We start from the raw sequence: 18,592 nt of genomic DNA, 5'->3' as shown, positions 1-18,592 counted from the left end.
GATTTGCGTATTCCGGAGTCGGCTCGTTCGATTAGGTAGTTGTGTTGCAGGGGCCTTTTCAGCCTCGCCAGCACTTCGTTTGGCCCCGATTAAGCTAAATCGGGGGTATGGTCAAACAATCGTCGGTGTTCGCGCACGGCAAAATTGTCAGTCATCCCCGCCAGATAGTCGGCCACACGGCGCGCGCGTGACGGGATATCCAGCGTTTCGCAGCCCGATTGCCACTCGGGCGGCATGATCGACGGATCGGCAAAACAGGCATCGAAAAGGTCCTGCACAATTTTGTCCGCCGCCTGCCGACGCACCACCACGCTGTCATGAAAATAGAGGTTCTTGAACAAAAACCGCTTCAGCACTTTTTCCTCGTCACGCATCGTCGGCGAAAACGCCACCAGCGACCGGGACTGGTTATGAATATCGGTAAGGCTTTGCGGCTGCGCGACAGCAAGGCGACGCTGCGCCTCGGCAATCACATCCTCAACCATGATGGTGATCTGCCTGCGGACCAGTTCGTGGCCGGTGCGCACCGCATCGAGATTGGGATAGCGTCCGCGCACCACATCAAGCAGCCGCTTCGTCAGGGGCACTTCGTCCAGCGCGTCGAGCGTCAGCAGGCCCGCGCGCAGGCCGTCATCAATATCATGGGCATTATAGGCGATGTCGTCGGCAATCGCCGCGCATTGTGCCTCCAGGCTGGCAAAACGGCCCAATTCGAGATCGTAGCGTTCGTTGAAGTCCAGAATTGGCTGCGGCACTGGCTCATCCGAATGCACAGCATGCGGCCCGACCAGCGGACCATTATGCTTCACCAGACCTTCCAGCGTCTCCCAAGACAGGTTGAGACCGTCGAAATCCGCATAACGATGCTCAAGCTTGGTGACGATGCGCAGAGACTGGGCATTGTGATCGAAGCCGCCATAATCCTTCATGCGCTCGTTGAGCGCGTCCTCGCCGGTATGGCCAAAGGGCGTATGGCCGAAATCATGTACGAGTGCGACCGCTTCGGCGAGGTCTTCATCCAGCCGCAACGCACGGGCCAGCGCGCGCGCAATCTGCGCCACTTCAATCGTATGCGTCAGCCGCGTGCGGTAATGATCGCCCTCATGCGCAATAAAAACCTGCGTCTTGTGCTTCAGGCGACGGAAAGCGGTGGAATGGATGATGCGGTCGCGATCACGCTGAAACGGTGTGCGCGTCGGGCTTTCCAGTTCCGGCACCAGTCGTCCACGGCTTGAGGCCGGATCGCAGGCATAGGGCGCGCGTTCGCGATAACCAAAGCCTATTCCTTCCAGCGACATTGCGATGCATCCTTCACTGTAATATGATTACACCAAACATTGACTTCTATCGGTAGCGTTCATAGCTATCAGAGGAATATGAAGGCAAGTCTGCGATAATGGGCAGCAGGGGAAAATCACGCTCCAGCCCAGCAACTGCAAACGGATGAGACCGATGACAGGCATTACCGTTTCCGATTCCGCCGCAAAGCGGATCGCTAAAATTCTCAATTCCGAACCGGACAAGACCGCGCTGCGCGTTTCTGTCGAGGGTGGCGGCTGCTCCGGTTTTTCCTACAAATACGATCTCGTCGACGAACAGACCGACGACGACATCGTCATCGAAAAGCTCGGCGCGAAGGTGCTGATCGATTCGATCTCGGTTCCTTATATGGACGGCTCGGAAATCGATTTCGTTGACGATCTGATGGGACAATCGTTCCAGATCCGCAATCCGAATGCGACCGCCTCTTGCGGTTGTGGCACAAGCTTCGCGATTTAGACGGTCCAGAACGCACCGCATAAAAATAAACCGGCTGCCTCGTGGCAGCCGGTTTTGTTTTGTCAGACTTTCACCGAAGCGACCGTCGCATCGATATGGTCCACCAGCGCGTCGGGCAGACCAAGACGTCCAGCCAGCATATCGAGATAGCCACGCTCCGCCCGGCTATCGGGATCGATGGTCAAACGCGAGGCGGTGTAAAGCTCCACCTTCTGCTCTTCTGTTTGTGCGGCGGCGACCAGTGCGTCGAGATCGACGGGCTCTGCCAGTTCTTTCTGGAAAAAAGCTTCCGCATCGTCATCAAGCCCCGAAATCTGAAGCTTTTCCATGATGCGCGCGCGCTCCGCGTCGTCGATATGGCCGTCTGCCTTGGCGGCGGCGATCATGGCCTGGATCAGCGTCAGGGCAAAACTGTTGCTCATGGCTGGCGAATGCGGGTGAAAAGGAGAATCGGCGGGCGGCGGCGGAAGCAGTTCCTGCTCCTTTGCCACCGGCTGTTCCACCGTTTGCGGCGATTGACCGGACTTGTAGTTCTTATAGGCCAGATAGCCGAGACCGGCGATGGCCGCAATCCCGCCAACAGTGGCGACATTGCCTGCCAGCTTGCGGCCCGTCTTGGTGCCAAGAACCGCAGCGGCGATAGCGCCAGTCGCAAGCGGGTTCTTCTTGGCCAGATCACCCACCTGCCCGGCTCTGTCCTTCACGCTCCCCGACATGCCTGGTATTTGCGATCCCAAAAACTGGTCGAGAAGTTTCTTGGCGTCGAACATCGTCATCTCCTGTCTGGCTCCATTGAGTCCGAGATAGGAACGCGATGGCGACAATACAAATACAACCGGCATCGAAATATGCACTTGGCTGCAATTTCTGTGATGAGGCCTGCGCCGTGCTTGCCCTCACCCTTTCAAGCGCCTAATCATTGAGCCATGAAGATTGCTACGTGGAACATCAACGGCGTCAAGGCCCGCATCGAGAACCTTCAGCATTGGTTGAAGGAGTCTTCGCCCGATATTGCCTGCCTGCAGGAAATCAAGTCGGTGGACGAGCAGTTCCCCCGCCTTGAGCTTGAGGCGCTTGGCTATCACGTCGAGACCCATGGCCAGAAAGGTTTCAACGGCGTCGCACTTCTCTCCAAGAAGTCACCCGATGAGGTCAATCGCGGCCTGCCCGGCGATGACAGCGACGAACAGGCGCGTTTCATCGAAGGCGTCTACTCGACCGATAAAGGCGTCATCCGCGTCGTCTCACTCTATCTGCCGAACGGCAATCCAATCGATACCGAGAAATTTCCCTACAAGCTTTCGTGGATGCGGCGTCTGGAAGCCTGGGCGAAGGATCGTCTGGCGCTTGAGGAACCGCTTGTGCTGGCTGGCGACTATAACGTCATCCCCGAGCCGCAAGACGCGAGAAACCCGGAGGCATGGCTTGGCGACGCTCTGTTTCAGCCGCAATCACGGCAAGCGTTTCGCAAGCTCGAAAATCTCGGTTTCACCGACGCTATTCGAGCGGCGACCGACGATGACGGCATCTATTCATTCTGGGATTATCAGGCCGGTGCCTGGCAGAAAAACAACGGCATTCGCATCGATCATCTGATGCTCTCGCCGGAAGCGGCCAATCGTTTCGTATCGACCGATATTGAAAAACACGTTCGCGGCTGGGAAAAGCCATCTGACCACGTGCCGGTAACGGTCACGCTGTCGGTTTAAGACACTGGAAGCTTAGCACTACAGTTGCAAATTCGTCAGGCCGTGGCGAAAAGAGTGATTTTCGAGCACCGGAGCGCAGAAAATTGCTCTTTACAGACCGGCATCACGAATTTGCAACTGTAGTGTCAGAACGACCCTTTGGTCGTCATATCGCTCGCAAGAGCCACAGCATTCCGGCGATCAGCTTCACCGACAATTGAGAAAGCCTGTTCCTGCATTTCGCGGATCCAGGTGCAATCCTCGGCGGCGCAACGCTCAGAGGCAGCCGTCATGAAAGCCAGCCCGCGCACGGTCTTGCCCGCCTGAAACAGCATGTTTCCAAGCATGGCCTGAGCGCTGACATTGCCTTTATTCGCAGCCAGCTGGAACCAGCGCGCAGCCTGAACCGAATTGCGCTCTCCGCCCTCACCGGACAGAAGCATCTTGCCAAGTTCAAACTGGGCGGCAGAGTCACCGAAATTCGATGCAGCTTGCACGTAAAGATCGCGGGCGACACCAAGATTGGCGCGTACCGGCGAACCCGGAATGCCGCGTTTCACATAGCCGGCCAGCGCGACCAGCGCGTCAGCGACATAGGAATCGTTCTCGGAACCCGGTTCGGACCCCTCACGCACGATCTTTTCGAAAATCTTGTAGGCTTCGTAATCGTTTTCCGCCACGCCGTCGCCATCGGCATACATGCGCGCCAGTTTCCACTTTGCACCCTGATGACCACGCTCGGCGGCATAACGCAGCGCCTTGATCGCCTCGTCCTTGTGGCCGTTCTTATAGGCGGAGAAGCCGAACTTGAAGAGTTCAAACGGGCTGCGCGACTTTTCAGAATCGTCGTTCAGATCAAAAGCAAAGGCACTGTTGCAGGCGATGGCCAAACCAACAGCCATGGCGATAACAGGATATGAAAAACTACGACTACGCATCACACGCCGGTCTTTCACAATAGTTGGCACAAATCGTGGAGAAAGATTTCATTACACGCAGAATAGCCACGCTTTTCGTCAAGACTGAGACCCGATCTTGGCCGAAAAAAGCCTTACCATCATTGGAAGGAATCGGAGCGGCGGCGGCAAGGTTTCCCTTGCTTGCAATCGGTGTGCTCTGCAACAACGCGCTCTTGCTCATTCCTGCCTAATCCTGCGGGAGCCTTCGCTCCAGATTGTTTGACGGCTTTTGCCTTTCCTTGACGGATGATGTCCCTTTGTGGCGGGAAATAGGCAAAAATGACCGTAGTTCTTTCTAACCTAAAGTAACGGTAAAGACTGTTGCCGTTTGACAACAAACCGATTGTTGTTGATCCCTTTGAATATGCTCCCCATGAAACAGAACGCTGACGATTGTTTCCGTCTGAGGGCCGCATAAAATAGAACGCCTATGACACCGACGATTGCAACCAACCGGATCCCATGCGCAATTACAGACGCCCCTATCGGCGCCCCAATAGGCGAAACAACTCCGGCACCCGCAAAAGCGGAATGGGAGGTCTTCGCAGCATCATACTGACTTTATTGTTCTTTTCAGCTATCGTTATCGGCATTTCATACTTGCCGAATGAAAAGCGCCCGACCGAAACGCGCGATGGGTCGGTCTATGTCATAGATGGGGATACGGTGATCATAAACAAGGTGCATATTCGCCTGAAGGGTATCGACGCACCGGAGATGACACAGAGCTGCGAGCGAAACGGCAATAGTTACGATTGCGGCAAGGAAGCTCGCAATTTCTTGCGGGCAAGAATCGGAAGGGCAACGATTCGCTGCGAGACCGAGGGCTTTGACCGTTATGGCCGCGACCTGGCGCGTTGTTATCTCGGAGAAACCGACCTCAATGGCTGGATGGTGCAGCAGGGTTGGGCGCTTGCCTATGGCGATTATGACCGCGAGGAAACAGACGCCCGCCGCAACAGCCGCGGCATGTGGGCAGGGCGTTTCGAGAAGCCCTCGTCATGGCGGAAGGAAAATCCGCGCGAGGATAAGGATGCGCAGACGGGGAGCGAGACCTCATCGCTGGACCGCAATAGTATCGACGCTTTCGTTTACTATATTAAGGAGCGTATCGCCGCCTTCATCGACCGTTTCCAATGACGACATCCCGAAATCCGGAGCGAAGCTTCGTGGAAGACCTGATCACGCTCAGCCAATCGATCAAAGCCTGCCGCATCTGCCGCGATGAGCCGCTGTTTCAGCCACCGCTGCCACATGAGCCCAATCCTGTCTGTTTTGTCTCCAATACGGCGCGTGTCGCGATCTGCGGTCAGGCACCGGGTATCCGCGTGCACAATACGTCCCTGCCCTTTAACGATCCTTCCGGCGACCGCCTGCGGCAATGGCTTGGAACGACCCGTGAGGAGTTTTATGATCCGGCCCGGTTTGCCATCGTTCCCATGGGCTTCTGCTTTCCCGGCTATAACAAGCATGGCGGCGACCTGCCCCCGCGCCGCGAATGCCGTATGACTTGGCATGACCGGGTCTTCGCTTCCATGCCGCAATTGGAGTTCGTTCTGGTGGTGGGGCAATATGCGCTGGCCTACCACTTGCCCGACTATCGCGGACGCAACCTGACCGAAACAGTGAAGAACTGGCGTCACTTCATTGAAACGCCCAACAAGGCAGGACGGATCGTGCTTCCGCTGCCTCATCCTTCCTGGCGAAACAGCGGCTGGCTGAAACGCAATCCATGGTTCGATGAAGAGGTTGTGCCTATTGTTCAGGCAAAAGTGCGAAGCCTCATCCACGACGATAAATAAATTTTACTGGATTGGTTCTCATAAGAATATTTTTCCTGTAACTTCTGCCGATAGCACATCATAAGGTATGACGTTTCGCACACTCGTAAAGTTCGGGAAACGATTTCTAAAACCGGGAACGGAAACGCATGGACAGGCTCGACAGAAAAATACTGCGCTTATTGCAGGAAGACGCAACATTGGCAGTGGCAGACGTTGCCAAGAAGGTTGGCCTTTCCACAACGCCTTGCTGGCGTCGTATCCAGAAGCTTGAAGAAGATGGTGTCATCAAGCGCCGTGTGGCGATCCTCGATCCGATCCGCGTCAATGCGCGTGTAACGGTGTTCGTATCGGTGCGCACCAGCTCGCACAGCCATGAATGGCTGAAGCGCTTCTCGGAAGTGGTGCAGGAATTCCCTGAGGTTATCGAATTCTACCGCATGAGCGGCGATGTCGATTATCTTCTGCGTGTCGCTGTACCGGATATTGCGGCCTATGACGCCTTCTACAAGCGCCTGATCAGCAAGATCGAAATCCGCGACGTGTCGTCATCCTTCGCGATGGAGCAAATCAAGTACACGACCGAGCTGCCGCTCGACTACATGGTGCTGGATAAGGAAAATAATTGACCTCCCAGTCTTTGAAATGAAAATGAAAAGCCCGGCAGCGCCGGGCTTTTTGTTGTTGTTAGTGCTTCGCGGAGGCTACACCGGCCTGCTCGAAGGTTGCCATGCCGCTATGGCATTGTGCCGCCGCCTTGACGATGCTGGCGGCGAGTGCGGCACCGGTGCCTTCACCCAAACGCATGCCGAGATCGAGTAGCGGCTCCTTGCCAAGCTTTGCCAGCAGCAGACGATGCCCCGGCTCAGCCGACACGTGGCCGAACAGGCAGTGATCGATTGCTTCCGGATTTGCCGCATAGAGTATCGCCGCAGCCGAAGAGGCGACGAAACCGTCGATAATGACCGGGATTTTTTCCATGCGAGCGGCCAGAATGGCGCCTGCCATGGCTGCAATTTCACGCCCGCCGAGGCGGCGCAGCACTTCAAGCGGATCTTTCAGATGCGCCTGATGCAACGCAACCGCCTGACGAACGGCTGCAAGTTTGCGCTGCAACAGATCACCCGTAGAACCTGTGCCCGGCCCCACCCAGTCTTCCGCCGTGCCACCAAACAAAGCGAGCGCGATAGCCGCCGCAATGGTCGTGTTGCCGATACCCATTTCACCGATGCAGAGAAGATCGGTGCCGCCGGCAATCGCCTCCATGCCGAAAGCCATGGTCGCCGCGCAGGTGCGCTCATCCATGGCCGGTTCTTCGGTGATGTCTGCCGTCGGATGCTCCAGCGCCAGATCGAAAACCTTCAGGCCCAGATCATTGGCAATGCAGATCTGGTTGATAGCCGCACCACCTGCCGCAAAATTCTCAACCATCTGCGCCGTGACGCTCGACGGAAATGGCGTAATGTTCTTTGCCGTGACACCGTGATTGCCAGCAAACACCGCGACCAGCGGGCGGTTGATCTGCGGCGTGCGCTTTCCGGTCCATGCGGCGAGCCAGGCTGCGATGTCTTCAAGACGCCCCAGCGAACCGGCAGGCTTGGTCAGAGTTACCTCGCGCTCGCGCACGGCCCTTTCCGCACCCAGATCGGGACCGGGCAGATTGCGGATCAGTTCACGAAAATCGTCAAAAGGAAGGCCACTGGCGCTCATATCGTTCAGTCCAATCGATCATGGGAGATGCAAATCTGTTTGGCACGTCCTATAAGCACTGACACAATTTTTCAAATCACCTCTTCGAGCCAATGGCCCTTGAGGCGAAATATCGCGAGCCCCGAACCCTTCTTTGGGCGATAAAGTGTTGCGGAGCAGTCGTTTGCAGAAAAATGGTTTCATAGGCGATACAATCCGGTCGCTCGGCTTTCTGAGCCGTCTGCCGCTTCCGCGAAGCTGGTTTGAAAACACGGACGATTCGCTATTGCGCAATGCACGCGCCTTCCCGCTTGCCGGTGCTGTGCTGGGCCTGCTTGCAGGCATCGCGCTGATGGTCGCCAATTCACTGCATCTGCCGGCCCTCGCCTGCGGGTTTATCGTAATCGGCGCGCTGGCAGCCATGACCGGCGCGCTGCATGAAGACGGCCTCGGCGACACGGCTGATGGCTTCTTCGGCGGCGCAACGCCGGACCGTCGGCTCGATATCATGAAGGATTCGCGCATCGGCACGTTTGCCGCCCTCACGCTCATCACGTGGGTGGGCATCAAGGCTTCGCTTCTGGCCGCTATTATAGAGCGCGCAGGCCCCGGCTATGCATTGCTTGCTCTCATCGCCTGCGAAGCGGCGAGCCGTTCGGCCATGCTCGCCTTCTGGCATAGCCTGCCCTCCGCCCGCCCCGGCGGGCTTGCGGACAGCGTTGGTGCGCCAAGTTGGGAAACGGTCGTTTGCGGCGCGGCGCTGGGTTTCGTTATTCTGGCGGCGGGGCTGATCCCTTCAGGCGGCGTCCCGTCCGTCATCAATGCGCTTGTTCTTGTGACGCTGCTGCTTGTCGGTTTCGCCCGGCTGTGCATGTCGAAAATCGGCGGGCAGACGGGCGATACTTTGGGCGCTGCGCAACAAATCGCGTCGCTTGCGGTGTTGATCGGGCTTGTCATGGCCCTGTAATGCAACCACATTTCACGCATGAACACGGCGACAATCAAATCACCCTGCATATTGATATGCACGATGGACGCAGAAACCGGCTTTTGTCTCGGTTGCGCGCGCACGCTTGATGAAATCACGCGCTGGTCCCGGATGAGCGCCGAAGAGCAGATCACGGTGCTATCGCTTCTGCCCGACCGGCATGAAATTCTCATTGAAAAGAAAGTAGGCTGATGGGGCGTTTCTTCTGGCTCGTTATTGCCGCTGTCGCAATTGTCGCTCTGCTGCTGATGTCCAATAATGACAGCGGCACCACGATGGGGCTCGACAATGATGTCTTCGCCCGCGCAGCCTATCTTGGCATATGGGGCGTGGTTCTCGCCGCCGGTCTGCTCGGCTCCGGCATCAAGCTTTCGGATTTCGCACGTAATATGGCGGTCTGGGCGGTGATTATTCTCGGTCTCGTTGCAGGCTATCAGTACCGCTACGACCTTCAGGATGCTGCCAGCCGAATTACCGCAGGCCTTATTCCCGGCAGCCCGATTTCCGGACGAAACGCCGAAGGGTCGCTGACCGTCACACTCGCCAAAGCCGCCAATGGCCATTTCGAAGTGAATGGTCGCGTCAACGGCGCGCGCGTGCATTTTCTGGTCGATACGGGCGCATCTTCCGTCGTGCTCTCACAGCAAGACGCGGAGCGCGCGGGTCTGGATACCGCGTCGCTCAACTATAATGTGCCAGTGATGACAGCCAATGGCACCGCTTCCGCCGCCAGCATCACTATCGCGAATTTGCAAATCGGCGACATCGAACGCCAAAATATTCGCGCCATGGTCACCAAGGAAGGCCTCATGACTGGCAGTCTGCTTGGTATGAATTTCCTGCAAACGCTTGGCGGTTTCACGGTGCGTGGCGACCAGCTGATCCTGATTGATTAAGCCGCTTCGGCACTGGCTTCGGTTACAGCAGCATAGGCTTCACGCAGCACAGCGCTGGTAGCACCCGGCTTCGTCGCGTCGGTGGACAACATCTGACGCCAGCGGCGCGCGCCCGGCAGGCCGCTGAACAGGCCCACCATATGGCGACTGACATGGGAAAGCCTGCCACCTGATGCGATATGCCGGTCGGTATAGTCGCACATGGCTTCGATAATATCCGCCATTTCAACCGCGACAGGTTCATCGCCAAACAGACGGGCATCCACTTCAGCCAACAAAGCGGGATTGTGATAGGCAGCGCGTCCGAGCATCACACCATCCATCTGTTCCAGATGCGTTTTGGCTTCATCAAGCGTGGTAATACCGCCGTTGATACCGACGAAAACATCGCCAAGACGCTGCTGCAGGCGATAGACACGATCATAATCCAGCGGCGGAATTTCGCGGTTTTCCTTCGGTGACAGCCCTTTCAGCCACGCCTTGCGTGCATGCACCCACAAGGCGTCGGCGCCTGCGGCAAGCGCCAGATCGACCAGCGCATCGAGCGCCACTTCCGGGTCCTGATCATCGACGCCGATACGACACTTGACCGTGACCGGCACGGAAACAGCCGCCTTCATCGCTTCGACACAGCGCGCCACGACTTCGGGCGTCTGCATCAGGCAAGCGCCGAACGTGCCCGACTGGACGCGATCCGATGGGCAGCCGACATTGAGGTTGATCTCGTCATATCCAAAGCCGATCCCGATCTTTGCCGCTTCTGCAAGCTTCACCGGATCGGACCCACCGAGCTGCAAGGCGATTGGATGTTCTGCCGCATCAAAACCGAGCAGACGATCGCGCGGACCATGGATCGCCGCATCCGCCACAACCATTTCCGTATAAAGCAAAGCGCGCTTCGAAAAGAGCCGGTGAAGATACCTGCAATGTCTGTCAGACCAATCGATCATCGGCGCAACGGCGAAGCGATAGTCCGGATAGTTGCGATTTTTCGACGGTACATCAGTCATTTAGGCATAAATCCTGAGAAGGCGATTCATGGAGCATTTCAGAACAATCGGCTCGATTGCAGGTAATGAGGTCCCAATCTGGCACTCGAACGGCGCAAAAAGCCACACTTGCGCAAAATGTTCAAGTTTTGCGGGTTGGGTTTCGCTTTGCACCTATATAGGAGTTTATCGCGTTCAACGCCAACCAGCGCCGTTATATGCCAAAGACTGTGACTTTGGTCGCATTTGCGCATTATGATCGCGTACTAAAGCATTTCTTCCGATTCTTTTCTCATTCATTCAAGGAAATCCGGCGTGACCTCCCTTTCTCCCTTCGGCAAAACCTTCGATGCCTTCCTGTTTGACATGGACGGCACGATCCTGAGTTCCATCGCCGCGACCGAACGCGTCTGGGGAGAATGGGCCAAGCGTCATGGGATCGATCCGGTTACATTTCTGCCGACCATTCATGGCGTACGCGCAGTCGATACCGTTCGCCGCCTTGATCTCGGCCTTGACCCCGATCAGGAAGCGGCGATCCTGCTGGAAGCTGAAATGGCCGATCTGGATGGTATCGTTCCGATCGACGGTGTCTGCGATTTTCTGAAGGCCCTACCGGAAGATCGCTGGGCGATTGTCACATCCGCCCCGCTTGAGCTGGCCCGACGCCGCATCAAGGCAGCCGGACTGCCGCTGCCGAAAACCATTGTTTCGGCAGAAGATGTCGAGCGCGGCAAGCCGAGCCCCGAATGCTTCCAGCTCGGCGCAAAGAAGCTTGGTTTCGATCCACATCGCTGTCTGGTGTTCGAAGACGCTCCGGCTGGCATCGTCGCAGGCGAATCGGCTGGCGCTTGCGTGGTGGTCGTCACGGCAACGCATCCCCATTCACCGCAGACCTCGCATCGCAGCATAAACAGCTATCGCGAGTTCGAGTTGAACGTGGCCGATGACGGCAAGCTTAGCCTTGCCGCAGCAGAGCCGATGCCGGTTGGGTAAAGATTACATCCGGCAGGATCAGATAACACGTTTCCCCTCGCGCCAAACAGTCTTGATAATCGGCACATGGTCGGCCACCTGAAGGCGTACCAGATCGGCGCGCTTGCCTTCGGCAATTTCGCCGCGATCATCGAGACCCACAGCCTGCGCGGGATTCTTCGAAACCAGACGAATAGCCTGCGGAAGTGAAATTCCATCAAGCACATCGGCCAGAAAGAATGCCGACTGCATCATGCTGGCCGGAATATAATCCGACGAGATGATGTCGAGATGCCCGGCTTCAACCAGCTCGCGTGCGGACACGTTGCCCGAATGCGAGCCACCGCGAACCACATTCGGTGCGCCCATCAGCACCGACATGCCAGATTCTTTCGACGCTCTGGCCGCGGCATGAGTGGTCGGAAACTCGGCCACGCGAATGCCCTGTTCGCGCGCTTCGGCAACGTGATCCAACGTTGCATCGTCATGACTTGCGAGGATCACGCCGCGCTCGTGGCACAGATCGGCAATCGCCTTGCGGGTCGTGGCGGAATATTGCTGCGACTGGCCGATGCGGCGCTCGCAGTAAATCCGAAACTCTTCTTCCGACAGCTTGTTCTTGCCCAGGAAGTAGGCCTTGTAGGCGTCAAGATTGGTGAATTGGCGCTGTCCGGGCGCGTGATCCATCAGCGAGACCAGCCTGATCAACGGATGACTGCCGAAGCGTTCAAAGGCCGAAAGACAATCCGGCGCGGAAACTTCGCAACGCATGTGCAGGAAATGGTCGGCACGCAGCCGTCCCGCCGCACGACCTTCCGCTATTGCCGTGGAAAGCTTGAGCATATCATCGATGCCGGTTGGCGCATCATCATCCAGACCTATGCGCAAGGCGTCGAATACGGTGGTGATGCCGGAAGCAGCAATCTGCGCATCATGCGCCTGCACGGCGGCAATCGGGTTCCAGCGCACTTTCGGGCGCGGTGCATAATGCCCTTCCAGATGATCGGTGTGCAATTCGATCAGCCCCGGCGTCAGGAAGTCGCCTTCCATATCCTCGCCGACCGCTGACGGACCGCTGGCAATGTCTGCGATTTTACCGTCGACGAGCTTGATTGATCCGTCGATAACATCGTCTGCGAGAACGATACGCGCGTTGCGCAGGATAGTTTCATTGGTCATCGCTTACGGCCTCCCCACTGCCCGCTGGGTGCGCGTCTTCGTGGTTCCGCCTGTCAGCGGATGCAGCGAATGGATCTCGAAGGGCGCGCCCTTCTCAGGTTCCACAAACAGAGCGAGATTCGCAACCTCGACCGGGTCGTTCAGCAATGGCGCAAAGAATTCTTCCAGCCTGCGCTCGATCCTGGCGCGGTCACCTTCCGCGACAGGACCCGTGAGCGTCATATGGAAACGGAACTCTTCAAAAACGTATGGATAGCCCCAGCGCTCCAGATTGTGACGCTGCGCTTCGCTCAGGCGTTCAGGGCGGCGCTTGGCAATTTCAGCTTCGTTGAGCGGCGCGCGGAAGCGGTCCAGCGCGACGACAACATCATTGGCGAGTTGGTTCAATGCTGTGACAGGTTCATGCGGCACCAGCGCGAAGAACGGCCCGATGGCCTGAAGCTTCAGGCGTGGAATGACGACCGGCTCGACCGACGAGGCAAAATGCATCAATGCGGACAGGAGTTCGCTTTCCGTCTGATTGTCGTTCAGGCGAAACGGCGCTTTCATCGTGGCGTGGAAACCGTAACGACGCGGCTCTTCAGTCAGCGATGCGATCTCTTCCGTGCCAAGGGAGCGAATCGCCGGCAGCTTGACAGGCTCTCCGCTAAAGGCGTTGCGCCCCAGCCAATTGGCCGCAACCTTCAAAAGCGCATCGCTGGAAGGCGGCGTGAAATAGATTGCATAACGCATTTCAAATCCTTGGTCTGTAACGGTGTCTCACCCCAGCACGGCGCGGGATCGTTACACAACGAATGTGGCAAGTCGATAAAGCCTGTATGACAATGATGGAAGACAACTGACAAAGCGATTTTACATCACAGAAAATTGGTATAGGCGTCTGTAATCGATTTGAGGAGAAAAAGATGAGCGGTTTCGCGTCTATCGGTGAGTGCATGATTGAACTTTCGGGCGGCGAAGGCGACCAGTGGCGCATGGGTTTTGCTGGCGATACGCTGAACACCGCCTGGTATGTTCGCGCGCTGACAGACAGAGCGTTTCCGGTCGACTATGTGAGCGCATTCGGCGAAGACAATTTCTCGCAGAAACAGCGCGTTTTCTTTTCGTCCAACGGCATCGGCATTGCCCATAGCCCGGTGATTGCCGGTGTGCATCCGGGCCTTTATGCGATCACGCTGAGCGGTGCGGAACGGTCCTTCACCTATTGGCGCAGCGATGCCGCTGCGCGCCGTCTGGCCAGCGACAGAGCCGCGCTAGAGCAAAGCCTTTCCGGGCGCGACATCATCTATTTTTCCGGTATTTCGATCGCCATCGTCCTGCCGGAACATCGCGAAACCTTTTTCGACGTGCTGCGGCAATGCCGCGCTGCCGGATCGCGGATCGCTTTCGATCCGAATTTCCGTCATCAACTCTGGCCGGATCGCAAGGCAGCGCAGGAGATCATCAGTGAAGCGATGCGCCTTGCCGATATCGCTCTGCCGACCTTCCCGGATGAACAGGCGCTTTTCGGCGACACCAATGCCGAGGCCTGCGCCGAGCGCCTCATCAGCCTTGGCGTGAAGGAAGTTGTCGTCAAGGACGGCACCGAACCCGCCCTGGTTGCAGCGGGTGGCGAACAGACACTGGTTCCTGCCGTTTTCGCCAATGCCGTGGACACGACCGGCGCTGGCGACAGCTTCAACGGTGCCTATCTTGTCGCGCGCATGGAACGGCTTTCACCCGTCGAAGCCGCGCAGAAGGCCCATGCCGTCGCGGCCCGGGTGGTGGAAACGCGCGGCGCGCTCACGCCCATGGAAACAGCGCGCGCCGCTTATGCCGGATAGCATCCATTAGTCCCGGGTGAAGGCGAAACGGCTCTCCTGAGCGTAGATTTCGCCCGGGTGCAGAATGGCCTGCGGGAAATAGGGATATTCGAGCGAGCCGGGCCAAATTTGCGGCTCGAGGCAGAAGCCCGCATGTTTCCCGTAGGGCTTACCCGTCAGGCCGATGCAATCATTGGCCATCGTATTGCCGGCATAGAACTGGACGCCCGGTTCTGTCGTCAGCACATCCATACGCACACCGGACTTCGCGGCCTTGACAGAAGCGCAGAGCCGCAACGGCACACGCGCCGCCGAAAGACAAAAATTGCTGTCATACTCGACCTGTTTGCCGTTTTCAGCATGGCGGATCGGGCGATAATCGCGGAAATCATATGCCGTGTCCTTGACCGGCAGAACGCGCCCGTCTGGAATCAGCGCTTCATCCACCGGCATATAAGCGTCGGCCACAATCTTCAGCTGATGGTCGAGGATGTCGCTTTCGCCGCCGTCGTCCAGATTGAAATAGCTGTGGTGCAGAAGATTGCAGATCGTCGGCTTGTCGGTCACGGCTTCCAGCCGCACGATCAAGGCGCCATTGCCATTCAGCATATAGGTGCAGCTGATTTTGAGATTGCCGGGAAAACCCATTTCGCCATCTTCGGCAACGGTTGCAAGCGTGACATAATCGGCACCGCTGCCGGTGACTTTCCAGACGCGATTGCCGAGGCCCTTGCTGCCACCATGGAGATTATGGCGGCCGAGATAGTTTGGCTCCACCTCATAAGTCTTTCCGTCCAGCACAAAGCGCGCATCGCGAATACGATTGGCCGAGCGACCCGCAATCGCGCCCAGATGCGGCGAATGGGCCGGATAATCATCAAAATTCTGGTAACCGATCACCAGCGGCGCATCATGCCCGTCAAGACGCAGATCCTGAATGGCCGCGCCCCAGGTGATGATCTTGGCCGTGAGCGGCCCGTTGGAGATGGTCAGCCGGTGAACCGCCTGCCCGTCTGGAGCATGTCCGAAAATTTCCGATGTCACGTCTGCCGCCTGTAAAAGTATGATTTATGGGAACCGCATCAAGCCGCATCGCACGCTCTTAAGCAAGAGGGTTGCTGCTTGATCGCAATCGATTCCTCCGATATTTTTTACATCTATTTCTGTGATAGCGTACAGTATACAGCGCCCATACTTACTTTATATTTCTAATATAAATTAATAAAGGTATTGATATGCGTTCAAACTTCTCGACGATTATGCCCTATATATTTCAGGAAGAAGGCGGCTACGTCGACAATCCGGCTGATCCGGGCGGCGCAACCAATATGGGTATTACTATCGGCACTCTTTCGAAATGGACAGGTCATTCCGAGTCTGCTCAAGACGTCAAAAATCTTACGAAAGACGCTGCAACGGAAATCTACAAAAAGCAGTATTGGGACAAGATCGATGGCGACAGTCTTCCCTCAGGCGTTGACTATGCCATGCTGGACTTCGCGGTCAATTCAGGCCCCGGTCATGCGATCAAGATGTTGCAGCAAATACTTGGCGTTCTTCAGGACGGGTTTCTCGGGCCAGCAACATTTGCCGCACTTTCCGCCCGCTCCCCGCAAGACCTGATCGACAGACTTTCCGATGAACGTGCAGCCTGGCTCAGAGGACTGGCCGCCGCCGCGACCTTTGGCAAAGGCTGGCAGGCTCGTGTCGAACGCGTGCGAACACGCGCGCTGGCGCTGGCGGAAAAGCCAATCAACGATATCGACGCCGCTCATTCGGCAGGTATTTCGTTCCCGCACTCCTATGAACCGGCATATAAGGGGGCCCCGGAGGCTGAACAGCAGAGCGCGTCCATAACCACCACGTTGCAACAGCCGGGATTGCTTGGCACGCTGGCCAGCATCATATCGGGTCTCGTTGCTATCATCATACAGGACGGCCCGCTGGAAACGGCGCTTGCCTGCGCCATGATAGCGCTGTCGCTCATTGGGGTGATCTATTTCGTCAAGCGCTAAAAAAGCCACCAAAACGAGCCATATGAAGTGATTTCAAAAAATTGAGATTGCCTTTATGTTGCGCTTCGCTTGTCTCGTATCTTATATGCGCATCGAATGCCCGGTGATCTTGAAAGTAATATGACTTTCCTCGTGACCGGAAAAACGCTAGACACGCGCATACAGAGCATTTCCAGCAAATGTGCCCGGCACTTTTGCTGGCTGCGAAATGCGACGAAAAAATCAGATGCCTATAATTCGCGGCATCATCAGGAATAAAGGAATCGAAACTTGTCCTCTACTTTTGACAAAGTCGCCGACATCATCGCCGAAACCAGTGAAATCGATCGTGACACCATCACGCCGGAAAGCCACACCATCGACGATCTGGGCATCGACAGCCTCGACTTCCTCGACATCGTCTTCGCTATCGACAAGGCTTTCGGCATCAAGATTCCGCTTGAGCAGTGGACGCAGGAAGTGAACGAAGGCAAGGTTCCGACCGAAGAATACTTCGTGCTGAAGAACCTCTGCGCCAAGATCGACGAGCTGGTTGCGGCCAAGAAGGCCTGAGCTCGCTGAAAAATTGACGGTATTGAAGGGTGGACAGCAATGTTCGCCCTGATTCCGTTTCTGGAGCGCAAGATAGTTCTCGGATAGACCTTGGCCTCATCACGGCAGAACCGGACCCATGCAGAACAATAAAGTCGTCATCACCGGCATCGGCATCATTTCATCACTCGGCGAAGGCGCTGAAGTGCATTGGAACGCTTTTTCGACAGCAGGCAGCGAACCGCGCCTCGAAAAAGAAGCCTTTGCTCCCTACACCGTCCATCCACTCGGCGAAGTCGATTGGAGCCTGCAAATTCCAAAGCGTGGCGACCAGCGCCAGATGGAAACCTGGCAGCGCCTCGGCACCTATGCCGCAGGTCTCGCGCTGCAAGATGCGGGCATGAAGGATGATGAAGCGCTCTGCGCGACCATGGATATGGTTGTGGGCGCGGGTGGCGGCGAACGCGATATTACCGTCGATATGCAGATTCTTGAGGAAGGCCGCACCAGCAATAATCGCGGTGTGATGCTGAACGAGAAACTCTCGACCGAACTGCGTCCGACCCTGTTTCTGGCGCAGCTTTCCAACCTGCTCGCTGGCAATATCTCCATCGTGCACAAGGTGACGGGTTCTTCGCGCACCTTCATGGGTGAAGAAGGCTCCGGCATTTCAGCCATCGAAACCGCGGCAGCCCGCATCCGCACCGGACAAAGCACCCATGCTCTGGTGGGCGGCTCCTACAATGCCGAACATTTCGACATGATTCTCGGTCACGAATTGGGCGGATTGCTCAAGCATGACGGCTGGGCTCCGCTCTGGGAGCGTGACGGCTCGGCTGGCGGCGGCATGATTTCAGGTTCCGGCGGCGTGTTCCTCGTCCTCGAAAACGCCGAACATGCGGCAAAGCGCGGCGCACGCGCCTATGCGGAAGTAGCGGGAATCGCTGCCACGCAAATCCGCCGCGAAAGCGACGATCTTGCAAAGACCGTTCGCGACCTCGTTCTCGAAGCCAATGGCGGCAAAGAGCCTGCTTATGTCGTTTCCGGCGCGTCCGGCGCTCATGACGCGACCAAAGCCGAAAAATCCGTACTCGACGGCTTTTCCGCAGCCTATCGCGGCATATCCGGCCTGACCGGACATTTGCGCGAAGCACAATTCCCGCTGGCGCTGGCGCTGGCCGCCATTTCCGTTTGGAAAGGTGAGGCTTTTGCGCCGTTGAACGCGTCGGAAAAGGCAGCTGATGGAAAAATCAGCGAAGCCGTCGTCACCACTGTCGGAGCAACGCGCGCCGAAGGTGCCGCAAAGCTGGTGAGAGCATAA

The 18,592-nt window shown here is 56.9% G+C and carries 21 protein-coding genes; 13 read left to right on the top strand and 8 right to left on the bottom strand.

The window, feature by feature from the left end:
• Positions 1–89: 89 nt before the first annotated feature.
• A complete protein-coding gene (locus D8666_RS01565) occupies positions 90–1,298 on the bottom strand; it encodes a deoxyguanosinetriphosphate triphosphohydrolase (protein WP_121535952.1) in 1,209 nt (402 codons plus the stop codon).
• A 154-nt stretch (positions 1,299–1,452) separates the two neighbouring features.
• Here D8666_RS01565 and erpA point away from each other — a divergent pair, with 154 nt between their 5' ends.
• Positions 1,453–1,779 (top strand): iron-sulfur cluster insertion protein ErpA, encoded by a 327-nt coding sequence (gene erpA / locus D8666_RS01560; protein WP_078338486.1) that lies wholly within the window; start codon positions 1,453–1,455, stop codon positions 1,777–1,779.
• A 62-nt stretch (positions 1,780–1,841) separates the two neighbouring features.
• Here the strand turns inward: erpA and D8666_RS01555 are convergent, their stop codons facing one another.
• Positions 1,842–2,549, bottom strand: coding sequence for a tellurite resistance TerB family protein (locus D8666_RS01555; RefSeq protein WP_121535949.1), 708 nt, complete (start codon positions 2,547–2,549; stop codon positions 1,842–1,844).
• A 156-nt stretch (positions 2,550–2,705) separates the two neighbouring features.
• Between D8666_RS01555 and xth the strand changes: the two genes are divergently transcribed.
• Complete coding sequence (gene xth, locus D8666_RS01550; RefSeq protein WP_121535946.1) at positions 2,706–3,488, top strand: exodeoxyribonuclease III; 783 nt, start codon at positions 2,706–2,708, stop codon at positions 3,486–3,488.
• A 125-nt stretch (positions 3,489–3,613) separates the two neighbouring features.
• On the opposite strand, the gene D8666_RS01545 is transcribed toward xth, so the two are convergent.
• On the bottom strand, positions 3,614–4,405 hold the full coding sequence (locus tag D8666_RS01545) for a tetratricopeptide repeat protein (RefSeq protein ID WP_109368851.1): 792 nt from the start codon (positions 4,403–4,405) through the stop codon (positions 3,614–3,616).
• 621 nt (positions 4,406–5,026) lie between these two features.
• Here D8666_RS01545 and D8666_RS01540 point away from each other — a divergent pair.
• The 3 genes from D8666_RS01540 (at position 5,027) to D8666_RS01530 (ending at position 6,836) form a co-directional block, all read left to right on the top strand.
• Positions 5,027–5,566, top strand: a complete 540-nt coding sequence (locus tag D8666_RS01540; RefSeq protein WP_235858869.1) for a thermonuclease family protein — start codon at positions 5,027–5,029, stop codon at positions 5,564–5,566.
• Positions 5,563–6,228: a uracil-DNA glycosylase family protein gene (locus D8666_RS01535; RefSeq protein ID WP_121535940.1), complete on the top strand. Its 666-nt coding sequence runs from the start codon at positions 5,563–5,565 to the stop codon at positions 6,226–6,228. Before D8666_RS01540 ends, D8666_RS01535 begins: the two co-directional genes overlap by 4 nt.
• A gap of 128 nt (positions 6,229–6,356) precedes the next feature.
• Positions 6,357–6,836: an Lrp/AsnC family transcriptional regulator gene (locus D8666_RS01530; protein ID WP_078338480.1), complete on the top strand. Its 480-nt coding sequence runs from the start codon at positions 6,357–6,359 to the stop codon at positions 6,834–6,836.
• Between the two features lie 58 nt (positions 6,837–6,894).
• On the opposite strand, the gene cobT is transcribed toward D8666_RS01530, so the two are convergent.
• Positions 6,895–7,917, bottom strand: coding sequence for a nicotinate-nucleotide--dimethylbenzimidazole phosphoribosyltransferase (cobT, locus tag D8666_RS01525; protein WP_078338479.1), 1,023 nt, complete (start codon positions 7,915–7,917; stop codon positions 6,895–6,897).
• A 163-nt stretch (positions 7,918–8,080) separates the two neighbouring features.
• Here cobT and D8666_RS01520 point away from each other — a divergent pair, with 163 nt between their 5' ends.
• From D8666_RS01520 to D8666_RS01510, 3 genes are read left to right on the top strand one after another with little or no spacing between them, the layout of a single operon-like run.
• A complete protein-coding gene (locus tag D8666_RS01520; protein ID WP_121535937.1) occupies positions 8,081–8,863 on the top strand; it encodes an adenosylcobinamide-GDP ribazoletransferase in 783 nt (260 codons plus the stop codon).
• Between the two features lie 18 nt (positions 8,864–8,881).
• Complete coding sequence (locus D8666_RS01515; protein WP_121535934.1) at positions 8,882–9,076, top strand: DUF1289 domain-containing protein; 195 nt, start codon at positions 8,882–8,884, stop codon at positions 9,074–9,076.
• Positions 9,076–9,780: a TIGR02281 family clan AA aspartic protease gene (locus tag D8666_RS01510; RefSeq protein ID WP_121535931.1), complete on the top strand. Its 705-nt coding sequence runs from the start codon at positions 9,076–9,078 to the stop codon at positions 9,778–9,780. The genes D8666_RS01515 and D8666_RS01510 overlap by 1 nt, the downstream gene beginning before the upstream one ends.
• Here D8666_RS01510 and dusA read toward each other — a convergent pair.
• On the bottom strand, positions 9,777–10,790 hold the full coding sequence (gene dusA, locus D8666_RS01505; RefSeq protein ID WP_121535928.1) for a tRNA dihydrouridine(20/20a) synthase DusA: 1,014 nt from the start codon (positions 10,788–10,790) through the stop codon (positions 9,777–9,779). The genes D8666_RS01510 and dusA overlap by 4 nt on opposite strands.
• Before the next feature lie 294 nt (positions 10,791–11,084).
• Here dusA and D8666_RS01500 point away from each other — a divergent pair, with 294 nt between their 5' ends.
• Positions 11,085–11,765 (top strand): HAD family hydrolase, encoded by a 681-nt coding sequence (locus tag D8666_RS01500; RefSeq protein ID WP_121535925.1) that lies wholly within the window; start codon positions 11,085–11,087, stop codon positions 11,763–11,765.
• An 18-nt stretch (positions 11,766–11,783) separates the two neighbouring features.
• Here the strand turns inward: D8666_RS01500 and D8666_RS01495 are convergent, their stop codons facing one another.
• Both D8666_RS01495 and D8666_RS01490 read right to left on the bottom strand, forming a co-directional pair.
• A complete protein-coding gene (locus D8666_RS01495) occupies positions 11,784–12,923 on the bottom strand; it encodes an alpha-D-ribose 1-methylphosphonate 5-triphosphate diphosphatase (RefSeq protein ID WP_121535922.1) in 1,140 nt (379 codons plus the stop codon).
• A gap of 3 nt (positions 12,924–12,926) precedes the next feature.
• Positions 12,927–13,655 (bottom strand): DUF1045 domain-containing protein, encoded by a 729-nt coding sequence (locus tag D8666_RS01490; protein ID WP_121535919.1) that lies wholly within the window; start codon positions 13,653–13,655, stop codon positions 12,927–12,929.
• A 173-nt stretch (positions 13,656–13,828) separates the two neighbouring features.
• Between D8666_RS01490 and D8666_RS01485 the strand changes: the two genes are divergently transcribed.
• Positions 13,829–14,746 carry a sugar kinase gene (locus tag D8666_RS01485; protein ID WP_121535916.1) on the top strand — a complete coding sequence of 306 codons (918 nt, stop codon included), beginning with the start codon at positions 13,829–13,831 and terminating at the stop codon, positions 14,744–14,746.
• 6 nt (positions 14,747–14,752) lie between these two features.
• Here D8666_RS01485 and D8666_RS01480 read toward each other — a convergent pair whose 3' ends face one another.
• Positions 14,753–15,769 (bottom strand): aldose epimerase family protein, encoded by a 1,017-nt coding sequence (locus D8666_RS01480; protein WP_121535913.1) that lies wholly within the window; start codon positions 15,767–15,769, stop codon positions 14,753–14,755.
• A 191-nt stretch (positions 15,770–15,960) separates the two neighbouring features.
• On the opposite strand from D8666_RS01480, the gene D8666_RS01475 reads away from it, so the two are divergent.
• The 3 genes from D8666_RS01475 to D8666_RS01465 all read left to right on the top strand — a co-directional run bounded on the left by D8666_RS01475 (position 15,961) and on the right by D8666_RS01465 (position 18,592).
• Positions 15,961–16,740, top strand: a complete 780-nt coding sequence (locus D8666_RS01475; protein WP_121535910.1) for a glycoside hydrolase family 108 protein — start codon at positions 15,961–15,963, stop codon at positions 16,738–16,740.
• 270 nt (positions 16,741–17,010) lie between these two features.
• Positions 17,011–17,292: an acyl carrier protein gene (locus D8666_RS01470; RefSeq protein WP_078338469.1), complete on the top strand. Its 282-nt coding sequence runs from the start codon at positions 17,011–17,013 to the stop codon at positions 17,290–17,292.
• A gap of 118 nt (positions 17,293–17,410) precedes the next feature.
• Positions 17,411–18,592 carry a beta-ketoacyl-ACP synthase gene (locus tag D8666_RS01465; protein ID WP_121535907.1) on the top strand — a complete coding sequence of 394 codons (1,182 nt, stop codon included), beginning with the start codon at positions 17,411–17,413 and terminating at the stop codon, positions 18,590–18,592.

It is taken from the genome of Ochrobactrum soli, assembly GCF_003664555.1.
Classification (GTDB): domain Bacteria; phylum Pseudomonadota; class Alphaproteobacteria; order Rhizobiales; family Rhizobiaceae; genus Brucella; species Brucella teleogrylli.
The sequence above is the reverse complement of the archived record's forward strand: the minus strand, read 5'-3'. Positions and strand labels throughout refer to the sequence as shown.